The organism is Chimaeribacter coloradensis (assembly GCF_002858715.1).
GTDB lineage: Bacteria > Pseudomonadota > Gammaproteobacteria > Enterobacterales > Enterobacteriaceae > Chimaeribacter > Chimaeribacter coloradensis.
The window spans coordinates 37,584-53,844 of sequence record NZ_PJZH01000007.1 but is presented as its reverse complement, the minus strand read 5'-3'; the positions used below and the strand labels follow the sequence as shown (position 1 = coordinate 53,844).

Sequence of the window (16,261 nt, the reverse complement as noted above, 5' to 3'; positions counted from 1 at the left end):
ATCTTTCCGTCAGTCTGGCCGATGTGCCACTCAGGAGTGACTATGTCTATTCTCGTTACCGGCGGTGCCGGTTTTATCGGTTCCCACACGGTGCTCAGCCTGTTGTCACGCGGTGATGACGTGGTGGTGCTGGATAACCTCTCCAACGCGTCTGCCGAGTCCCTGCACCGGGTCGAGCAGCTGGCCGGCAAGGCCCCGGCGTTCTACCAGGGCGACATCCTGGACCGTGCCTGCCTGCAGACCATCTTTGCCGAGCATCAGATTGAGGCGGTGATCCACTTCGCCGGCCTGAAGGCGGTGGGGGAGTCCACCCGCAAGCCGCTGGAGTACTACGAGAATAATGTCAGCGGCACCGTGGTGCTGCTGGAAGAGATGCGCCGCGCCGGCGTCTACAACTTTATTTTCAGCTCCTCCGCCACCGTCTACGGCACCGACGCGCCGGTGCCTTATGTCGAGACCACGCCGATCGGCGGCACCACCAGCCCGTACGGCACCTCCAAGCTGATGGTCGAGCAGATCCTCAGGGATTACGCGAAAGCGGATGAGAAGTTCAAGGTTATCGCCCTGCGTTACTTCAACCCGGTCGGTGCCCACGAGTCCGGCATGATCGGCGAAGACCCGAACGGCATCCCGAACAACCTGCTGCCTTACATCGCCCAGGTGGCGATCGGCAAACTGGAATCCCTGGGGATTTTCGGCGGCGACTACGAGACCAAAGACGGCACCGGCGTGCGTGACTACATCCACGTGATGGATCTGGCCGAAGGCCACCTGAAGGCGATGGACCACCTGCCCAAACTCCAGGGCTACAAAGCCTATAACCTCGGCGCCGGTGTCGGTTACTCGGTGCTGGAGATGGTGCAGGCGTTTGAGAAAGCCTCCGGCCGCAAAGTGCCGTACAGCATCAAACCGCGCCGCGACGGCGACCTGCCGGCCTTCTGGGCCGATGCCCGCCTGGCCAAACAGGAGCTGGACTGGGAAGTGACGCGTGACCTCGACACCATGATGCGCGACACCTGGAACTGGCAGAGCAAGAACCCGAACGGCTACAAGGCGTAACCGCCTGTGCGCTGAACAAAGGCACCTGCGGGTGCCTTTTTTGATCGCACAGCCCCGTTTTCTTTAACGAGGGCAGGGGGTTACGCAGCAGATTTGTCGGGGCGGGATCTGGTCAAGCGGGTGGCAGCGTGTATACTGCGGCGGCGCGAATTCGGATTATTCGCAATGTTAAGTCAGCGGAGGCGCACCCATTCAGCCCAAGACGGGCGGTGCGGCCTGTGCATCCGCTCCTGCTGGTTACCCGCGAAGAGGTAAGTTACACCATGATGAAAGCCGTTATTCCCGTTGCCGGTCTCGGCACCCGTATGCTGCCCGCCACCAAGGCGATCCCGAAAGAGATGCTGCCGATTGTGGACAAACCCCTGATCCAGTACATCGTCAATGAGTGCGCGGCGGCGGGCATCAAAGAGATTATCCTGGTAACCCACTCCTCTAAAAATGCCATCGAGAACCACTTCGACACCTCATTCGAGCTGGAGAGCATGCTGGAGTCGCGCGTCAAGCGTCAGCTGCTGGATGAGGTGCAGTCGATCTGCCCGAAAGGGGTCACGGTGATGAACGTGCGTCAGGGCCACTCCAAAGGGCTGGGCCATGCGATCCTCTGCGCCCGCCCGTTGATCGGCGATGAGCCTTTCGCCGTGCTGCTGCCGGACGTGCTGATGGATGATGTCTCCTGCGACCTTAAAAAGGACAACCTGGCGGCGATGCTGGCACGGTTTGAAGAGCGCCAGACCAGCCAGATCATGGTGGAGCCGGTGCCGCAGCAGGATGTCTCCAAATATGGCATCGTGGACTGCGCCGGCAAAGCGCTGGCCGCCGGGGCCTCTGCGCCGATGCACGCGATTGTCGAAAAGCCGGACACCGACAAAGCCCCCTCCAACCTGGCGGTGGTGGGGCGCTATGTGCTGTCCAAGGAGATCTGGCCGCTGTTGCAGGTCACGCCGTATGGCGCGGGCAATGAGATCCAGCTCACCGACGCCATCGCCATGCTGATGGCCGGGCACCCGGTCGAGGCGTACGCGATTGTCGGCCGCTCCCACGACTGCGGCGACAAATTCGGCTACCTGAAAGCCTTCGTGGAGTACGGGATGCGCCACCCGACCCAGGGTGAGGCGTTCAGCGCCTGGCTGAAGCAGACGCTGGCTTCCTGAACCTCAGCCTCGCGCCTGCAGCAACCCACCCCATAAAACGCACAGCCATAAAAAAAGCACAGCCTGCGCTGTGCTTTTTTGTCTGACCGGCGAGCCGGTTTACTCGGCAATCAGATCTTTCAGGTACTGGCCGTAAGAGGTTTTCGCCAGCATCTGCGCCTGTTCCGCCACCTGGTCAGCGCTCAGCCAGCCCTTGCGGAAGGCGATCTCTTCCAGACAGGCGACCTTGAAGCCCTGACGCTTCTCAATGGTGTGGATAAACTGCGACGCCTCAACCAGGCTGTCATGGGTGCCGGTGTCGAGCCAGGCAAAACCGCGCCCCAGCAGCTCCACTTTCAGGTCACCCTGTTGCAGGTACATCTCGTTGAGGGTGGTGATCTCCAGCTCGCCGCGGTGCGACGGCTTGACCTGCTTGGCCATCTCCACCACGCGCTCGTCATAGAAGTAGAGCCCGGTCACCGCCCAGTGGGATTTAGGGTGCAGCGGCTTCTCTTCAATCGACAGGGCGTTGAAATTGTCATCAAACTCCACCACGCCGAAACGTTCCGGGTCCATCACCTGGTAGCCGAATACCGTGGCGCCGTGGGTGCGCTCAGCCACCGTCTCCAGCTTCTTGCCGAAGCTCTGGCCGAAGTAGATGTTGTCACCCAGCACCAGCGCGCAGCGCTCGCCGTTGATGAACTCTTCACCGATGATAAACGCCTGCGCCAGGCCGTCGGGCGATGGCTGCTCCGCATAGGAGAGCGACAGGCCAAACTGCGAGCCGTCACCCAGCAGGCGTTTGAACGCCGGCAGGTCGTCCGGCGTGCTGATAATCAGGATCTCCCGGATACCGGCCAGCATCAGCACGGAGATCGGGTAGTAGATCATCGGCTTGTCGTAAATCGGAAGCAATTGCTTCGAGATGCCGCGTGTAATCGGGTAAAGGCGGGTGCCGGAGCCGCCCGCTAAAACGATGCCTTTCATTGACTCACCTTCCAGGTAATTATTTTTGCAGGCCGAGACGTTCGCCTGCGTAGGCGCCGTTTTGCACGCGCTGCCACCACTCTTTATTGGTCAGGTACCACTGTACGGTTTTCAGGATCCCGCTTTCGAACGTCTCTTCCGGTGTCCAGCCCAGGGTGCGCTCGATTTTGCCGGCATCGATGGCGTAACGCATATCGTGGCCCGGGCGATCGGTCACGTAGGTGATCAGATCGGCGAAGTGGGTCACCCCGGCCGGTTTTTCAGCGATAAGCTCATCCAGGATGCCGCAGATGGTTTTCACCACATCGATGTTTTTGCGCTCGTTATGGCCGCCGATGTTGTAGGTTTCACCAATCTCGCCTTCGGTCACCACTTTATACAGCGCACGCGCATGGTCTTCGACGTAGAGCCAGTCGCGGATCTGCTGGCCGTTGCCGTACACCGGCAGCGGTTTGCCGGCCAGGGCGTTCAGGATGATCAGCGGGATCAGCTTCTCCGGGAAATGGTACGGGCCGTAGTTGTTGGAGCAGTTGGTCACCAGCGTCGGCAGGCCGTAGGTACGCTGCCAGGCGCGGACCAGATGGTCACTGGAGGCTTTCGAGGCGGAGTAGGGGCTGCTCGGCGCATACGGGGTGGTTTCCGTGAACAGGTCATCGGTGCCGTGCAGGTCGCCATAGACCTCATCCGTGGAGATATGGTGCAGGCGGAAAGCCGCCTTGCGGCCGCCCTCCAGCGCGTTCCAGTAGTGGCGCGCCGCTTCCAGCAGGGAGTAGGTGCCGATGATGTTGGTTTCGATAAAGGCGGCCGGGCCGTCAATCGAGCGGTCAACGTGGCTTTCGGCGGCCAGGTGCATCACCGCATCGGGCTGGTAATCGGCAAACAGCGCGTCGAGGGCAGGGCGGTCGCAGATGTCCACCTGCGCAAACTGATAACGGGCATTGTCCGCCACCGTGGCCAGCGACTCCAGGTTCCCTGCATAGGTGAGGCTGTCCACCACCAGAACGCTGTCGTCCGTGTGGTTAATGATGTGGCGCACCACCGCCGAACCGATGAACCCTGCTCCACCCGTAACCAAAATTTTCATAAACGTAGACTCATATCTGGAATAGTTACTCTCACGTCACTGCCGTGAGTCGCTCAGACGTATCAATGGCACCCGATCCGGGATGCAACACCCTGATACAAAACCGACGAATTATACCTGTTGGCAAGATATGCTCAACAGGAATGGTTGGGGAATTAAAGATAAGCAAAACTGCTCTTTTTTATTTTCGGATTATTCGTAGAGAAAGGGCGGTGAAAAAAAGCAGGCCGTTCTCTTTTGGTCAATAACAGAGCGTTTAAATAAAGAGATAAATTAATAGCGCGCTAATTATAAAGTTAACGTTTTTTTCCCCGCGGCAGACGCCGGTTTTCCGGGTGCCGGGGCAGGGAAGAAAAGAAGTTGTGGAGCGGAACGGGGAGCGTGTAACCTGAACCTTGTTCAGGCTGAGATATTTTCTTTAAGAAGGTTCTGGCATAAGGATCATCTGTGCTAACATTTTGGGATCAAATACACCCGTAATCAGGCGCATAATGGATGGGTTTTTGATAGGGTGTGTCCCAGCGTAATTAAATATCGGCAGCACGTTTGCGTGTCAGTATATGAGTGAATGACGAAATGAATGTGATTGAGACCCGGGTCAAAGGTGTAAAACTGATCGAGCCTAAAGTATTTGGCGATCAGCGCGGCTTCTTTTTAGAGACCTTCCAGCGGGATCGTTATCAGGAGATGCTTGATATTGATCTGGAGTTTGTTCAGGACAACCACTCGCGCTCCTCACAGGGCGTGCTGCGCGGCCTCCACTTCCAGACGGCCCGGCCGCAGGGCAAACTGGTGCGCGTGGTACGGGGTGAAGTGTTCGACGTCGTGGTCGATATCCGCCCGGACTCGCCCTCTTTTAAACAGTGGGTCGGCGTGACCCTCTCTGAAGAGAACAAAAACCAGTTGTGGGTTCCACCGGGCCTGGCACACGGGTTTGTGGTGATTTCAGAGTTTGCCGATTTTGAGTACAAGTGCACGGATTACTATGATCCGGCCAATGAAGGCTGCCTGATCTGGAACGACCCGGAGGTAGGCATCGACTGGCCGGTCACCGAACCGCGCCTGTCGGCGAAAGACCAGCTGGGCAAAACATTCTCTGAATTGTTCTGACCAGACGCAGTGCCTTTTACTGAGGCCCCGGGAGAACCCTGGGGCCTTTTCCCTTATAAAGGCAGAGTGGCCGATCTTTATTCAAGGTAATAAAAACGATTATGAAACTGTTGATTGTTGGCGGGGCGGGGCAGGTAGGCAAGGAGCTGGCAAGCCGTGCGCCGGCAGAGTGGGACGTACGGGCGGTGGATCGCCAGCAACTGGACATTACGGACAGCGCAGCCGTTGAACGCCAGGTGGCTGATTTCCAGCCGGACGTGATCATCAACGCCGCGGCCTATACCGCCGTTGACCGCGCCGAAAGTGAACAGGCGCTGGCTTACGCCATCAACCGCGATGGCCCGGCGGCCCTGGCGGCGGCGGCACACCATGCCGGCGCGGCATTGCTGCACATCTCAACCGATTACGTCTTCCCAGGCGACAAAGCCGGCACATACCGGGAAGATGACCAGACCGGCCCGACCGGCGTCTACGGTGCCAGTAAGCTGGCCGGGGAAGAGGCAGTGGCGGCGGCCTGCCCGCGCCACATTATTCTGCGCACGGCCTGGGTGTTCGGCGCTTACGGTAATAACTTCGTCAAAACCATGATCCGGCTGGCCCGCGATCGCGATCAGCTATCCGTGGTCAGTGACCAGCTCGGCAGCCCGACTTACGCCGGCGACATCGCCGAGACGCTGCTGGCCATTGCGCGCCAGGTTGCCGGCAAGGCCGACGCGCCGTGGGGCATCTACCACTACAGCGGCGCGCCCTATACCTGCTGGTCAGATTTCGCCGGGGCGCTGCTGGACCACGCGGCAGAAGCGGGTATTATTGCCCGGAAACCGCGGATCAACCCGATCACCACCGCAGAATACCCCACGCCTGCGCAACGCCCGGCCAACTCCCGGCTGGATTGCAGCAAAATCGGCGCGGCCTTCGGGATTGCCCCCAGCGACTGGCAGGCAGCCCTGCGTGATATCACACGCTATGCGTAACGGCAGGGTGCTGCAACGCTGGTTCATCATACTCCTGTAAGCACTTCTCTGCCGCCCGGCCCGGGCGGCAGGCATCGGCGTGCCGGCAGGGTTCAGGACGTAAGGTAAGAGAAAGGTAATGAATCCACATTCGCGTAAGCCCGCCTCACTGCTCTCATTGGCGGCAACCACCTGGGGGCACCGGAACCTCATATTTCAGATGGCCAAACGGGATGTTATTGGCCGGTACAAAGGCTCCGTCATGGGGCTGCTCTGGTCCTTCATCAACCCGATCTTTATGCTGGCCGTCTATACGCTGGTCTTCTCCGTGGTGTTTAAAGCCCGCTGGGCGGGCGGCGGGGCCACGGAGTCAAAAACCGATTTCGCGGTGATTTTGTTCGTCGGCCTGATTATCCACGGGTTGTTCTCTGAAGTGCTCAACCGGGCACCGTTCCTGATTGTGCATAATGCAAACTATGTCAAAAAGGTGGTGTTTCCCCTGGAGATCCTGCCGATTGTCACCCTCTGTTCCGTGCTGTTCCACAGCCTGATCAGCCTGATTGTGTTGCTGCTCGCCTTCTTTGTGTTTAATGGCTTCCTGCACTGGACGGCCATCTTCGCCCCGCTGGTGTTCCTGCCGTTGCTGCTGCTGACCCTGGGGCTGGCCTGGTTTATCGCCTCGCTGGGGGTCTTTATCCGGGATGTCGGGCAGACGGTGTCACTGCTGATGGTGGTGACCATGTACCTCTCCACGGTTTTCTTCCCGATTGCTGCGCTGCCGCAGGAGTTGCAGCCTGTGATCCTGCTGAACCCGCTGACCTTTATTATTGAGCAGGCCAGGGCGGTGTTGATCTGGGGAAAAATGCCGGACTTCGTTGGCCTGGGGACCTATACCCTGGTTGCCGTGGTGGTAATGTGGCTGGGTTATGCCTGGTTCCAAAAGACGAGAAAAGGGTTTGCTGATGTCCTCTGAAGAGTATGCGATCCGCATCGAAAATATAAGCAAATGCTATCAGGTTTACGAAAGCCCGGTTCGTCGCCTCAAACAGTTTATTGTTCCGCAGCTGGATCGCCGCCTTGGCCGCCAGCCGCGGGTTTATCACCAGGATTTCTGGGCGCTACGTGATGTCTCACTGGAGCTGCCGCGCGGCCAGACCATGGGGATTGTCGGCCGGAACGGCTCCGGCAAGTCGACCCTGCTGCAGATTATTGCCGGTACGCTGACGCCGACGTCCGGTGACGTCAAAGTCAATGGCCGGGTCGCCGCGCTGCTGGAGCTGGGGGCGGGTTTTAATACGGACTTCAGCGGCCGTGACAACGTCTACCTGAATGCCTCGCTGCTGGGGCTGAGCAAAGAGGAGACCGATGCGAAGCTGGATGACATTTTGTCATTTGCGGATATCGGCCACTTTATCGACTCCCCGGTGCGCGCCTACTCCAGCGGGATGCTGGTACGCCTGGCGTTTGCCGTCCAGGCACAGATTGACCCGGAAATCCTGATTGTTGATGAGGCGCTGGCGGTCGGCGATGCCAAATTCCAGGCCAAATGTTTCGCCCGCCTGAAGAAGCTCAAAGAGCAGGGCACCTCGATTCTGTTTGTCTCCCATGCCACGGAACAGATTGTCACCCATTGTGACAGCGCGCTGCTGCTTGACGGCGGCCATGTGCAGGTGCAGGGCAAGCCGCGTGATGTGGTCAACCGTTACCTGGACATTCTGTTCGGCAAACCGCAGGCAGAAAAAGGGGCGCGGGAAGAGGCTGAAGCGCTGATCGAGGAAGCGGTAATCGGCGAAACGGCGCGCTCAGCACGGGAAGAGGGGAAAGCGGCCCCGGCCTCCGCAGGGGCGCTGAAAAACCTGGTAAACGGCGCGTATGAAGAGCGGGTAAACTATAACCCCGCGGAATACCGCTGGGGCGACCGGGCAGCCGAGCTGGTGGACTTCCACCTGCAACAGGAAGACGACGCTTATCCGGTCAGCCTGGCACCGCACAAAGAGATCCGGTTTGTTTTCCGCGTGCGCTTTAACAGCCTGGTCGTCCGGCCTATTTTTGGTTTTGCCGTTAAAACCAAAGAGGGGGTGACCATTTACAACACCAACTCTGAAATCCAGAATATTGAGCTGCTGAACGAAGGCATGGCCGGGGCTGAAGCCCTGGTGACCGTGATGATGCCGGTCAGGCTGTACGAGGGTGACTATTTTGTCTCTGTCGGTATTGCCAGTTGCTCAGCCGGTGGTGAGATCATCCCGCATGACCGCCGCTATGATTCAATCCATCTCACTGTGCAACCGGTAGGGACGTTCACCGGTTTGGCTGATTTGAATGCGAGAATTAAATTTGAAACAGATTGATGTGCCACACTGCCTCTCTGCGCATGGTTTTTCACTGAATGAACAAACCGGCGTATGGTGCCTGAATACTCAACAAGAGTTTGCCTATAATGACGGCGATGAGGTTGAAAACTACGTGCTGGACGCGGTGACGCATGCCCGCGACCTGAGTGTGTACTCACTGGAACTGAGTGAGAAGATGAAGGACTGGCCCTCCACCTATCATCTTATTTCGCGCCGTTCCAATCTTCTATTGCCGTTCAAATCCTGGTTTGCCGGGAAACGGGTGCTGGAGATCGGCTGTGGGTGCGGTGCCATCACCCGCTTCCTGGGGGAGTCCTGTGCGGAAGTGGTTTCCGTGGAAGGCAGCCCACGCCGCGGCCAGATCGCCCGTCAGCGTACCCGTGACCTGCCGAATGTCACCGTGGTGTCGGCACCCAGCGATCAACTGCCCGACCTGGGCGAGTTTGATGCCGTCTTACTGATTGGGGTACTTGAGTACGCCAACGTCTTTCTCGGTACCCAGGGCCAGCAACATTTGTTGCAGGATTGCGAACGCCGCCTGAGTCCGGAAGGCAGGTTGTTTGTCGCTATTGAGAATAAGCTGGGCCTGAAATATTTTGCCGGTGCCAACGAAGATCATCTCGGCAAGCCGATGATCGGGATTAATAATGCCTATGCTGACAACGGCGTCTCCACCCTTGGCCGCCGCGAGCTGATCGCCTTGCTGGCCAGCAGCGGTTTCGGCAATGTGGAAGAGTACCTGCCGCTGCCGGACTATAAATTGCCGGTGACAGTGGTGACGCCCTCCGGCTGGCAACATCATGCCGCGCAACTGAGCCACCTGGCGATAGAGACCGTACACCAGGATCCGCAGCAGGTTCCTGAATACCTCTTCTCCCTTGAACAGGCGACCAAAAGCACCTGGGAAAATGGCCTGGCACCGGATCTGAGCAACTCCTTCCTGATGGTAAGCTCCCGCCGGCCGGTTGAACCCCTCCATCCGCAGACTGCCGCTTACCACTTTTCGGACGGCCGCATCCCGGCGTTTAATAAAGTGACCCGCTTTGAGCGCACGGTGTCGGGTGACCTCTCTGTCCTGACGGGGCCGATGGTGAATCTTCCCGGCGCGGCCGATCCGGCATGCCGTAATCAGCCGGAAGAGAACCCCTTTATTCCCGGTAATTCACTGTGGCAGGATTTGCTGCAACAGGTAAACCGTCCTGGCTGGCGCTTTGAGCAGGTACGTGACTGGGCGGCCTTCTGGCTGGACAGCTTACTCACCCGTGCCGGCCAGCCTGTGGGCCGTTATGATAAAGATCTGGCGCTGCCTGCTGAATACCAGGATGCCCTGCCGTTTAATGCCATCCGTACCCCTTCCGGTGAGATCGTCTATTTTGATCTGGAGTGGGATCTGGATACCTCAGTTGCCCTGGGGTATGTTGCCTATCGCGGCATTTACCACTCGCTGTTCCGGATCACCTCGCTGGACAGCCTGCCGCCGGAGTGTAACAGCAACGTTTTCCTGCTGACGCTGGCATTGATGCAGGCGCTGGGCTTTGAGTGTGACGAAGAGGATTGCAGGGCCTATCTGGCACAGGATGCTGCCTTTATGGCCCGCATTCAGAACAAGACGGCTGCCCCGATTGCGGAGCAATTACGCCCGGTCAGCTTACGTACCCGCATCAACCTGCCGCAGCTGGCGGAGCATATTGGCCAGTTACGGGCGTCTGCAGAAAAAGAGGCCCTGACGTTCCAGCAATATATCGACCGGCTGACCCAGGAAAATAACCTGCTGGTGCAGGTACAACATATTCTGACCAAAGAGAATATGACGCTGGATGAGCGCCTGACTGCCCTGAGTGTGCTGCCTGACCCGGTAGGTTATTCCCAGGAAGAGGTGGATGCGCTGCACCAGCAAATTGCTGAACTGAGCCAGCAAACGGCCGATCTGAACCACCATCTGGCTAACCTCAATCAACACGCCGTCAACCTTGACCAGAATCTGAGCGGCGTCTATTCCTCGGCCAGCTGGCGTGCCACCGCCCCGTTGCGTGCCATCAGCCGCCGTCTGCCGGCAGATAAACGTAAATATGCTCATTTTGCTGTGCATAAAGCGCACTCTGTTGGCCGGCTGGCAAAAAATGCCCCGCACTATGCCCGTGAAATGGGTGGCTGGAAACCGCTGGCGACGCTGGTCTACCGCACCCTGCGCCGTGAGGGGATCGGCGGTATCCTGTCACGCGCCCGCGGCAAGTTAAACCAGTCCGCGATTGAAACACCGGCCCAGCGCCGTGCTGACTACGTAGAATGGGTCGCACAATACGACACATTCGATCAGGCAAAGCGCGAGCAGGCACGCCAGGAAATTGGTGCGTTTGCGCGTCATCCGGTGATCAGTGTGGTCATGCCTGCCTATAACCCGCCGGCTGAACTGCTGAGTGAGGCGATTGAGTCGGTGATGCGTCAGGTCTACCCGCACTGGGAACTCTGCATTGCAGATGACTGTTCGCCAAACCGTGATGTGCAGGAGGTGCTGAAAGCCTACGCAGCACGTGACCCACGGATCAAGATCTGCCTGCGTGAGCAGAATGGGCATATTTCAGCAGCGAGTAACAGCGCACTGGCCCTGGCAAGCGGGGAGTATATCGCCCTGCTGGACCATGACGATCTGCTGCCGGAAAATGCCCTGTTTGAGGTGGCGAAAGCGGCCCTGGCTCACCCTGATGCAGCCATGTTCTACAGTGATGAGGACAAGGTCGACCCTGAGGGCGTTCGTTGCCATCCTTACTTCAAGCCGGACTGGAACCCCGATCTCTTCCTGTCTCAGAATATGTTCTCCCATCTGGGCGTGTATAAACACAGCCTGGTAAAAGAGGTTGGTGGGTTCCGCCTGGGCGTGGAAGGCAGCCAGGATTACGATCTGGCCCTGCGCTGTATTGAGGCGGCCGGTCATCAGGCCGTGCACCATATTCCGAAGGTGCTTTACCACTGGCGGATTATCCCGGGCAGCACCGCAGCCGGCGGCGGTGAGAAGCCTTATGCGTTCCTGGCTGCCCTGCGCGTGGTGAAAGAGCACCTGGAGCGCCAGAGTATCCGGGCCGAAGTGGATGAGGCCGTCGAGGGCATGTCCATGATACGGGTGAAATATGCCCTGCCTGACGACTTACCGCTGGTTTCCATCATTATTCCGACCCGCAACGGCAAGCAGCTGGTGCAGCAGTGCATTGACAGTATCACTGAAAAAACCACCTACCCGAATTATGAAATCATCCTGGTAGATAACGGCAGTGATGATGCCGGGGCGCTTGCCTATTTTGCCGAACTCAACCAACGGGAAAACATCACCGTCCTGCGTGATGACCGGCCATTTAACTATTCCGCGCTGAATAACGGCGCTGTGGCAGTCGCACGGGGTGAGCTGGTCTGCCTGCTCAATAATGATATTGAGGTCATCACGCCGGATTGGCTGGATGAAATGGTCAGCCATGCGGTGCGTCCCGGGATTGGTGCCGTGGGTGCACGCCTGTGGTATCCGGATGATACCTTGCAGCATGGTGGGGTAATTCTGGGCATGGGCGGCGTCGCCGGGCATGTGCATGTAGGGATTACGCGTCATAACCTTGGCTATTTTGGCCGGGCCTGGCTAATCCAGAACCTGTCTGCCGTGACCGCCGCTTGCCTGCTGATCCGTAAGGATGTCTACCAGCAGGTCGGAGGCCTTGATGAGCAAAACCTGACCGTTGCTTTCAACGATGTCGATTTCTGCATCCGTGTGCGTGATGCGGGTTATCGTAATCTTTGGACGCCATATGCTGAGCTCTACCATCATGAGTCCGCTACGCGGGGATATGACCTGGACGCGGATAAGGTTGAACGCTTTAAACGTGAAGTGGAATATATGCGGGAGACCTATGGTGACGCGCTGGATTACGATCCCGCCTTTAACCCGAATCTCGCGTTAAACAGCAGCCACTGTACGCTGGCTTTCCCTCCACGTGAACCACGCGTATAGCCTGTATTTCCGGCCGGCAACAGAGCCTTTTGCCTCTGTTGCCGGTTTTCTATACCCAGGAAAAATCCGTTACGATGTCTCAACCTGAAAAACGTGTCGCCATTCTGCTTGGCACCTATAACGGTGCCGGGCACCTGGCTGCCCAGCTGGACTCCTTCCGGGCGCAGACGTATCCGCACTGGACGCTGTGGGCCTCTGATGATGGCTCGACTGACGCCACCCCGGCCCTGATTGAGCAGTTTGTCCGGCAACCGGGGGTGAGCGGGCAGTTGCTGACCGGCCCGCGGCGGGGTTTTTGTGACAATTTTATGTCTATGGTGTGTCATCCGGCGATCGGGGCAGCGTATTATGCCTTTGCTGACCAGGATGATGTCTGGCTGGATGACAAACTCAGCCGGGCCGTTGCCTGGCTGGAAACGGTTGACCCGTCGGTGCCGGCGCTGTACTGCTCGCGCACCCGGCTGACGGATGCGGAGGGCCACCCCACCGGGCTGTCACCGGACTACCGTAAAGCGCCGGGGTTCGGCAATGCGTTGCTGCAGAACATTGCCAGCGGCAACACCATGGTCTTTAATCACCAGGCACGGCGGCTGTTGCAAAAGGCGCAGGGCACGCCCATGGTGGTGCATGACTGGTCGCTTTACCAGATTGTCAGTGGCTGCGGCGGTGCTGTCTTTTTTGATCCCACCCCCACGGTACTCTACCGCCAGCACGGTAATAACCAGATTGGTAACGGTATGTCCCCTTTGCGGCGTCTGCGCAACTTTATCGCGGCGCACAAAGGCAGGGCGGCCGGCTGGAACGATCGTAACTATCAGGTACTGATGCGTGTGGCAGGCGATCTGACCCCTGAGAATGCCCGGCGGCTGGCGGCGTTCCGGCAGATCCGCCACAGCGGCCTGCTGACGCGCCTGCGGTTGTTTGCGGCGTCCGGCCTCTACCATCAGCAGCCGGTGGGTATGCTGACCACGCTCACCTATGTGCTGCTCAACAGACTTTAATTTTGGTGTCTTTGGTGAAAATAATTGCTTCTCTGGTGCTGTATAAGCACCTGTATCAGGATGTTCAAGAAACGCTGACCTCGCTGTTCAATGAGGAGAGCATTGCCAAAGTGGTCATCGTGGATAACGGTGCCCACTGCGGCTGGCTCTCTACCCTGACCCATGAGAAGCTGGAAATCATTACCCTGCCCGTGAACCGCGGTTTTGGGGCGGGCCACAACGCGGTGATTACGCGTTACCGCCAGCAGGCGGAGTTTATTCTGATCTGCAACCCGGATATCGCCTTTAAACAGGGCGAAGTGGACAAGCTCTATGCGTTCAGCGTACGCCACCAGACCGGCTTGTCGATCCCGAAAGTGGTCTACCCGGACGGCAGCCTGCAACACGGCTGCAAACTGTTGCCGTCACCCTATCAGCTGCTGATCCGCCGGTTTATCTCGCGTTTCTCCAGCAATATCAACACCGAATATGAACTGCGCAATGCGGACTACAGCAAACCGTTTTTTGCGCCGTCGCTCTCGGGCTGCTTTATGCTGCTGAGCCGCCACGCGCTGTCAGACGTCGGTGGGTTCGATACCCGCTTCTTCCTCTACCTGGAAGATGTGGATCTCTCGCGCCGGGTCTGCCAGGCGCAGCATGTGGTGCGCTACTGCCCGGACGCGCTGGTGATCCATGAGTCACAGCGCCGTTCCTACCGCGACGTCCGGTTTTTACTGTTCCACATCACGTCGGCTATCCGCTATTTTAACAAGTGGGGCTGGTTCAGTGACCGGCAGCGTAAAAGTCTTAATCAGCGCTGCCTCTCGGAGCTGCCCGGCGTGAAATAGCCGCAGCGGGCGCGGCCTGGGCGGATGGGGAGGGCGTTGTCCGCCAAAATTAACCGCCGCCCGGCATAATTTGCCCTGTATTTTTCCGATGTTACCGGTAAAGTACTCCGGCAGGCCCGCAGGAAGGCGGGGCAGGGCGTCTCTGACCGGCCATGCGTTGTAAGAAGAATGTAATGGCTGCGATAGGTACACGGGCGCCTTTTCTCATGTACAATGCGGGTGTTCATCTGTGAGGCCCGGCGCATTAAATCCCCTGATAACAGAGGGTTATGCAGCAATCGGGTTATCGTATATTTCAGACAGGAGTTGCTAATGTCCAAACAACAGATCGGCGTTGTCGGTATGGCGGTCATGGGCCGTAACCTCGCGCTTAACATCGAAAGCCGTGGTTATTCCGTTTCCATTTTTAACCGTTCAGGCGATAAGACCGACGAAGTCATCGCTGAGAACCCGGGCAAGAACCTGGTTCCGCACTATACGGTTGAAGAGTTTGTTGAGTCGCTGGAAAAGCCGCGTCGCATCCTGCTGATGGTGAAGGCCGGTGAAGCAACCGACAAAACTATCGCCTCGCTGACCCCGCACCTGGATAAGGGTGACATCCTGATCGATGGCGGCAACACCTTCTATAAAGACACCATCCGCCGTAATCGTGAACTCTCTGAGCAAGGCTTCAACTTCATCGGTACCGGCGTCTCCGGCGGTGAAGAGGGCGCGCTGAAAGGCCCGTCCATCATGCCTGGCGGTCAGAAAGAAGCGTATGAGCTGGTTGCCCCGATCCTGGAGCAGATCGCAGCCCGCGCTGAAGGCGAAGCCTGTGTGGCCTACATCGGTGCTGACGGCGCCGGCCACTACGTGAAAATGGTGCACAACGGCATCGAGTACGGCGACATGCAGCTGATCGCAGAAGCCTACTCCCTGCTGAAAAATGCCCTGAACCTGAGCAACGACGAGCTGGCGAAAACCTTCAGCGAGTGGAACGAAGGCGAGCTGAGCAGCTACCTGATCGACATCACCAAAGATATCTTCACCAAGAAAGATGAAGAGGGTAACTACCTGGTTGATGTGATCCTGGACGAAGCGGCCAACAAAGGCACCGGTAAGTGGACCAGCCAAAGCTCCCTGGACCTGGGCGAGCCGCTGACTCTGATCACCGAATCCGTGTTTGCCCGTTACCTCTCCTCCCTGAAAGAGCAGCGCGTTGCCGCCTCTAAAGTGCTGAGCGGCCCGGCGGTGAAAACCGTGGAAGGCGACAAGGCAGAGTTCATCGAGAAAGTACGCCGCGCGCTCTACCTCGGCAAAATCGTCTCTTACGCACAGGGCTTCTCCCAGCTGAAAGCCGCGTCTGACGAGAACAACTGGGATCTGAACTACGGCGAAATCGCCAAGATCTTCCGCGCCGGCTGCATCATCCGCGCCCAGTTCCTGCAGAAGATCACCGATGCCTACGCAGAAAACGCCGCGATTGCGAACCTGCTGCTGGCACCGTACTTCAAAAACATCGCCGACGAATACCAGCAGGCGCTGCGTGACGTCGTGGCTTACGCCGTGCAGAACGGTATCCCGACCCCGACCTTCTCTGCGGCCATCAGCTACTACGACAGCTACCGCTCTGCGGTGCTGCCGGCGAACCTGATCCAGGCACAGCGTGACTACTTCGGCGCGCACACCTACAAGCGCATCGACAAAGACGGCGTGTTCCACACCGAGTGGCTGGACTAATCCCCGCCCCGGCGTAACCGCCATCCAGAAAAAAGCCGCCGGGTTG

12 protein-coding genes are annotated in these 16,261 nt (G+C 58.2%); 10 read left to right on the top strand and 2 right to left on the bottom strand.

Going from position 1 to position 16,261, the window contains the following annotated elements; translation table 11 throughout:
* The first annotated feature begins 42 nt into the window (after window positions 1-42).
* The gene (gene galE / locus CYR32_RS09490; protein ID WP_101824152.1) at window positions 43-1,059 is read left to right on the top strand and encodes a UDP-glucose 4-epimerase GalE; all 1,017 of its coding nucleotides are present in this window, start codon (window positions 43-45) and stop codon (window positions 1,057-1,059) included.
* Between the two features lie 263 nt (window positions 1,060-1,322).
* Window positions 1,323-2,210, top strand: coding sequence for a UTP--glucose-1-phosphate uridylyltransferase GalU (gene galU / locus CYR32_RS09485; protein WP_101824230.1), 888 nt, complete (start codon window positions 1,323-1,325; stop codon window positions 2,208-2,210).
* Between the two features lie 99 nt (window positions 2,211-2,309).
* Here galU and rfbA read toward each other — a convergent pair whose 3' ends face one another.
* Together rfbA and rffG are read right to left on the bottom strand one after the other, a co-directional pair.
* Complete coding sequence (rfbA, locus tag CYR32_RS09480) at window positions 2,310-3,176, bottom strand: glucose-1-phosphate thymidylyltransferase RfbA (protein ID WP_101824151.1); 867 nt, start codon at window positions 3,174-3,176, stop codon at window positions 2,310-2,312.
* 19 nt (window positions 3,177-3,195) lie between these two features.
* Entirely contained in the window at window positions 3,196-4,260 is a 1,065-nt protein-coding gene (gene rffG, locus CYR32_RS09475; protein ID WP_101824150.1) for a dTDP-glucose 4,6-dehydratase, read from the bottom strand.
* Window positions 4,261-4,836: 576 nt separating this feature from the next.
* Here rffG and rfbC point away from each other — a divergent pair.
* From rfbC to gndA, 8 genes are all read left to right on the top strand, one after another.
* Complete coding sequence (gene rfbC / locus CYR32_RS09470; protein ID WP_101824149.1) at window positions 4,837-5,370, top strand: dTDP-4-dehydrorhamnose 3,5-epimerase; 534 nt, start codon at window positions 4,837-4,839, stop codon at window positions 5,368-5,370.
* 101 nt (window positions 5,371-5,471) lie between these two features.
* On the top strand, window positions 5,472-6,344 hold the full coding sequence (rfbD, locus tag CYR32_RS09465; RefSeq protein ID WP_175578813.1) for a dTDP-4-dehydrorhamnose reductase: 873 nt from the start codon (window positions 5,472-5,474) through the stop codon (window positions 6,342-6,344).
* A 118-nt stretch (window positions 6,345-6,462) separates the two neighbouring features.
* On the top strand, window positions 6,463-7,296 hold the full coding sequence (locus CYR32_RS09460; protein WP_101824147.1) for an ABC transporter permease: 834 nt from the start codon (window positions 6,463-6,465) through the stop codon (window positions 7,294-7,296).
* Window positions 7,286-8,674, top strand: coding sequence for an ABC transporter ATP-binding protein (locus CYR32_RS09455; protein WP_101824146.1), 1,389 nt, complete (start codon window positions 7,286-7,288; stop codon window positions 8,672-8,674). The genes CYR32_RS09460 and CYR32_RS09455 overlap by 11 nt, the downstream gene beginning before the upstream one ends.
* Window positions 8,661-12,668 carry a glycosyltransferase gene (locus CYR32_RS09450; RefSeq protein WP_165698214.1) on the top strand — a complete coding sequence of 1,336 codons (4,008 nt, stop codon included), beginning with the start codon at window positions 8,661-8,663 and terminating at the stop codon, window positions 12,666-12,668. The genes CYR32_RS09455 and CYR32_RS09450 overlap by 14 nt, the downstream gene beginning before the upstream one ends.
* Window positions 12,669-12,742: 74 nt before the next feature.
* Window positions 12,743-13,669 (top strand): glycosyltransferase family 2 protein, encoded by a 927-nt coding sequence (locus CYR32_RS09445; protein ID WP_101824144.1) that lies wholly within the window; start codon window positions 12,743-12,745, stop codon window positions 13,667-13,669.
* Window positions 13,670-13,683: 14 nt separating this feature from the next.
* Complete coding sequence (locus CYR32_RS09440) at window positions 13,684-14,496, top strand: glycosyltransferase family 2 protein (protein ID WP_101824229.1); 813 nt, start codon at window positions 13,684-13,686, stop codon at window positions 14,494-14,496.
* 312 nt (window positions 14,497-14,808) lie between these two features.
* A complete protein-coding gene (gene gndA, locus CYR32_RS09435; RefSeq protein ID WP_072928447.1) occupies window positions 14,809-16,215 on the top strand; it encodes an NADP-dependent phosphogluconate dehydrogenase in 1,407 nt (468 codons plus the stop codon).
* Window positions 16,216-16,261: the final 46 nt, after the last annotated feature.

Excerpts from the sequence above, each read along its gene's own strand:
- gndA (WP_072928447.1), top strand. The coding sequence starts at position 14,809 with ATGTCCAAACAACAGATCGGCGTTGTCGGTATGGCGGTCATGGGCCGT.
- rfbA (WP_101824151.1), bottom strand. The coding sequence starts at position 3,176 with ATGAAAGGCATCGTTTTAGCGGGCGGCTCCGGCACCCGCCTTTACCCG.
- galE (WP_101824152.1), top strand. The coding sequence starts at position 43 with ATGTCTATTCTCGTTACCGGCGGTGCCGGTTTTATCGGTTCCCACACG.
- CYR32_RS09445 (WP_101824144.1), top strand. The coding sequence starts at position 12,743 with ATGTCTCAACCTGAAAAACGTGTCGCCATTCTGCTTGGCACCTATAAC.
- CYR32_RS09455 (WP_101824146.1), top strand. The coding sequence starts at position 7,286 with ATGTCCTCTGAAGAGTATGCGATCCGCATCGAAAATATAAGCAAATGC.
- rfbC (WP_101824149.1), top strand. The coding sequence starts at position 4,837 with ATGAATGTGATTGAGACCCGGGTCAAAGGTGTAAAACTGATCGAGCCT.
- rffG (WP_101824150.1), bottom strand. The coding sequence starts at position 4,260 with ATGAAAATTTTGGTTACGGGTGGAGCAGGGTTCATCGGTTCGGCGGTG.
- galU (WP_101824230.1), top strand. The coding sequence starts at position 1,323 with ATGATGAAAGCCGTTATTCCCGTTGCCGGTCTCGGCACCCGTATGCTG.
- CYR32_RS09460 (WP_101824147.1), top strand. The coding sequence starts at position 6,463 with ATGAATCCACATTCGCGTAAGCCCGCCTCACTGCTCTCATTGGCGGCA.
- rfbD (WP_175578813.1), top strand. The coding sequence starts at position 5,472 with ATGAAACTGTTGATTGTTGGCGGGGCGGGGCAGGTAGGCAAGGAGCTG.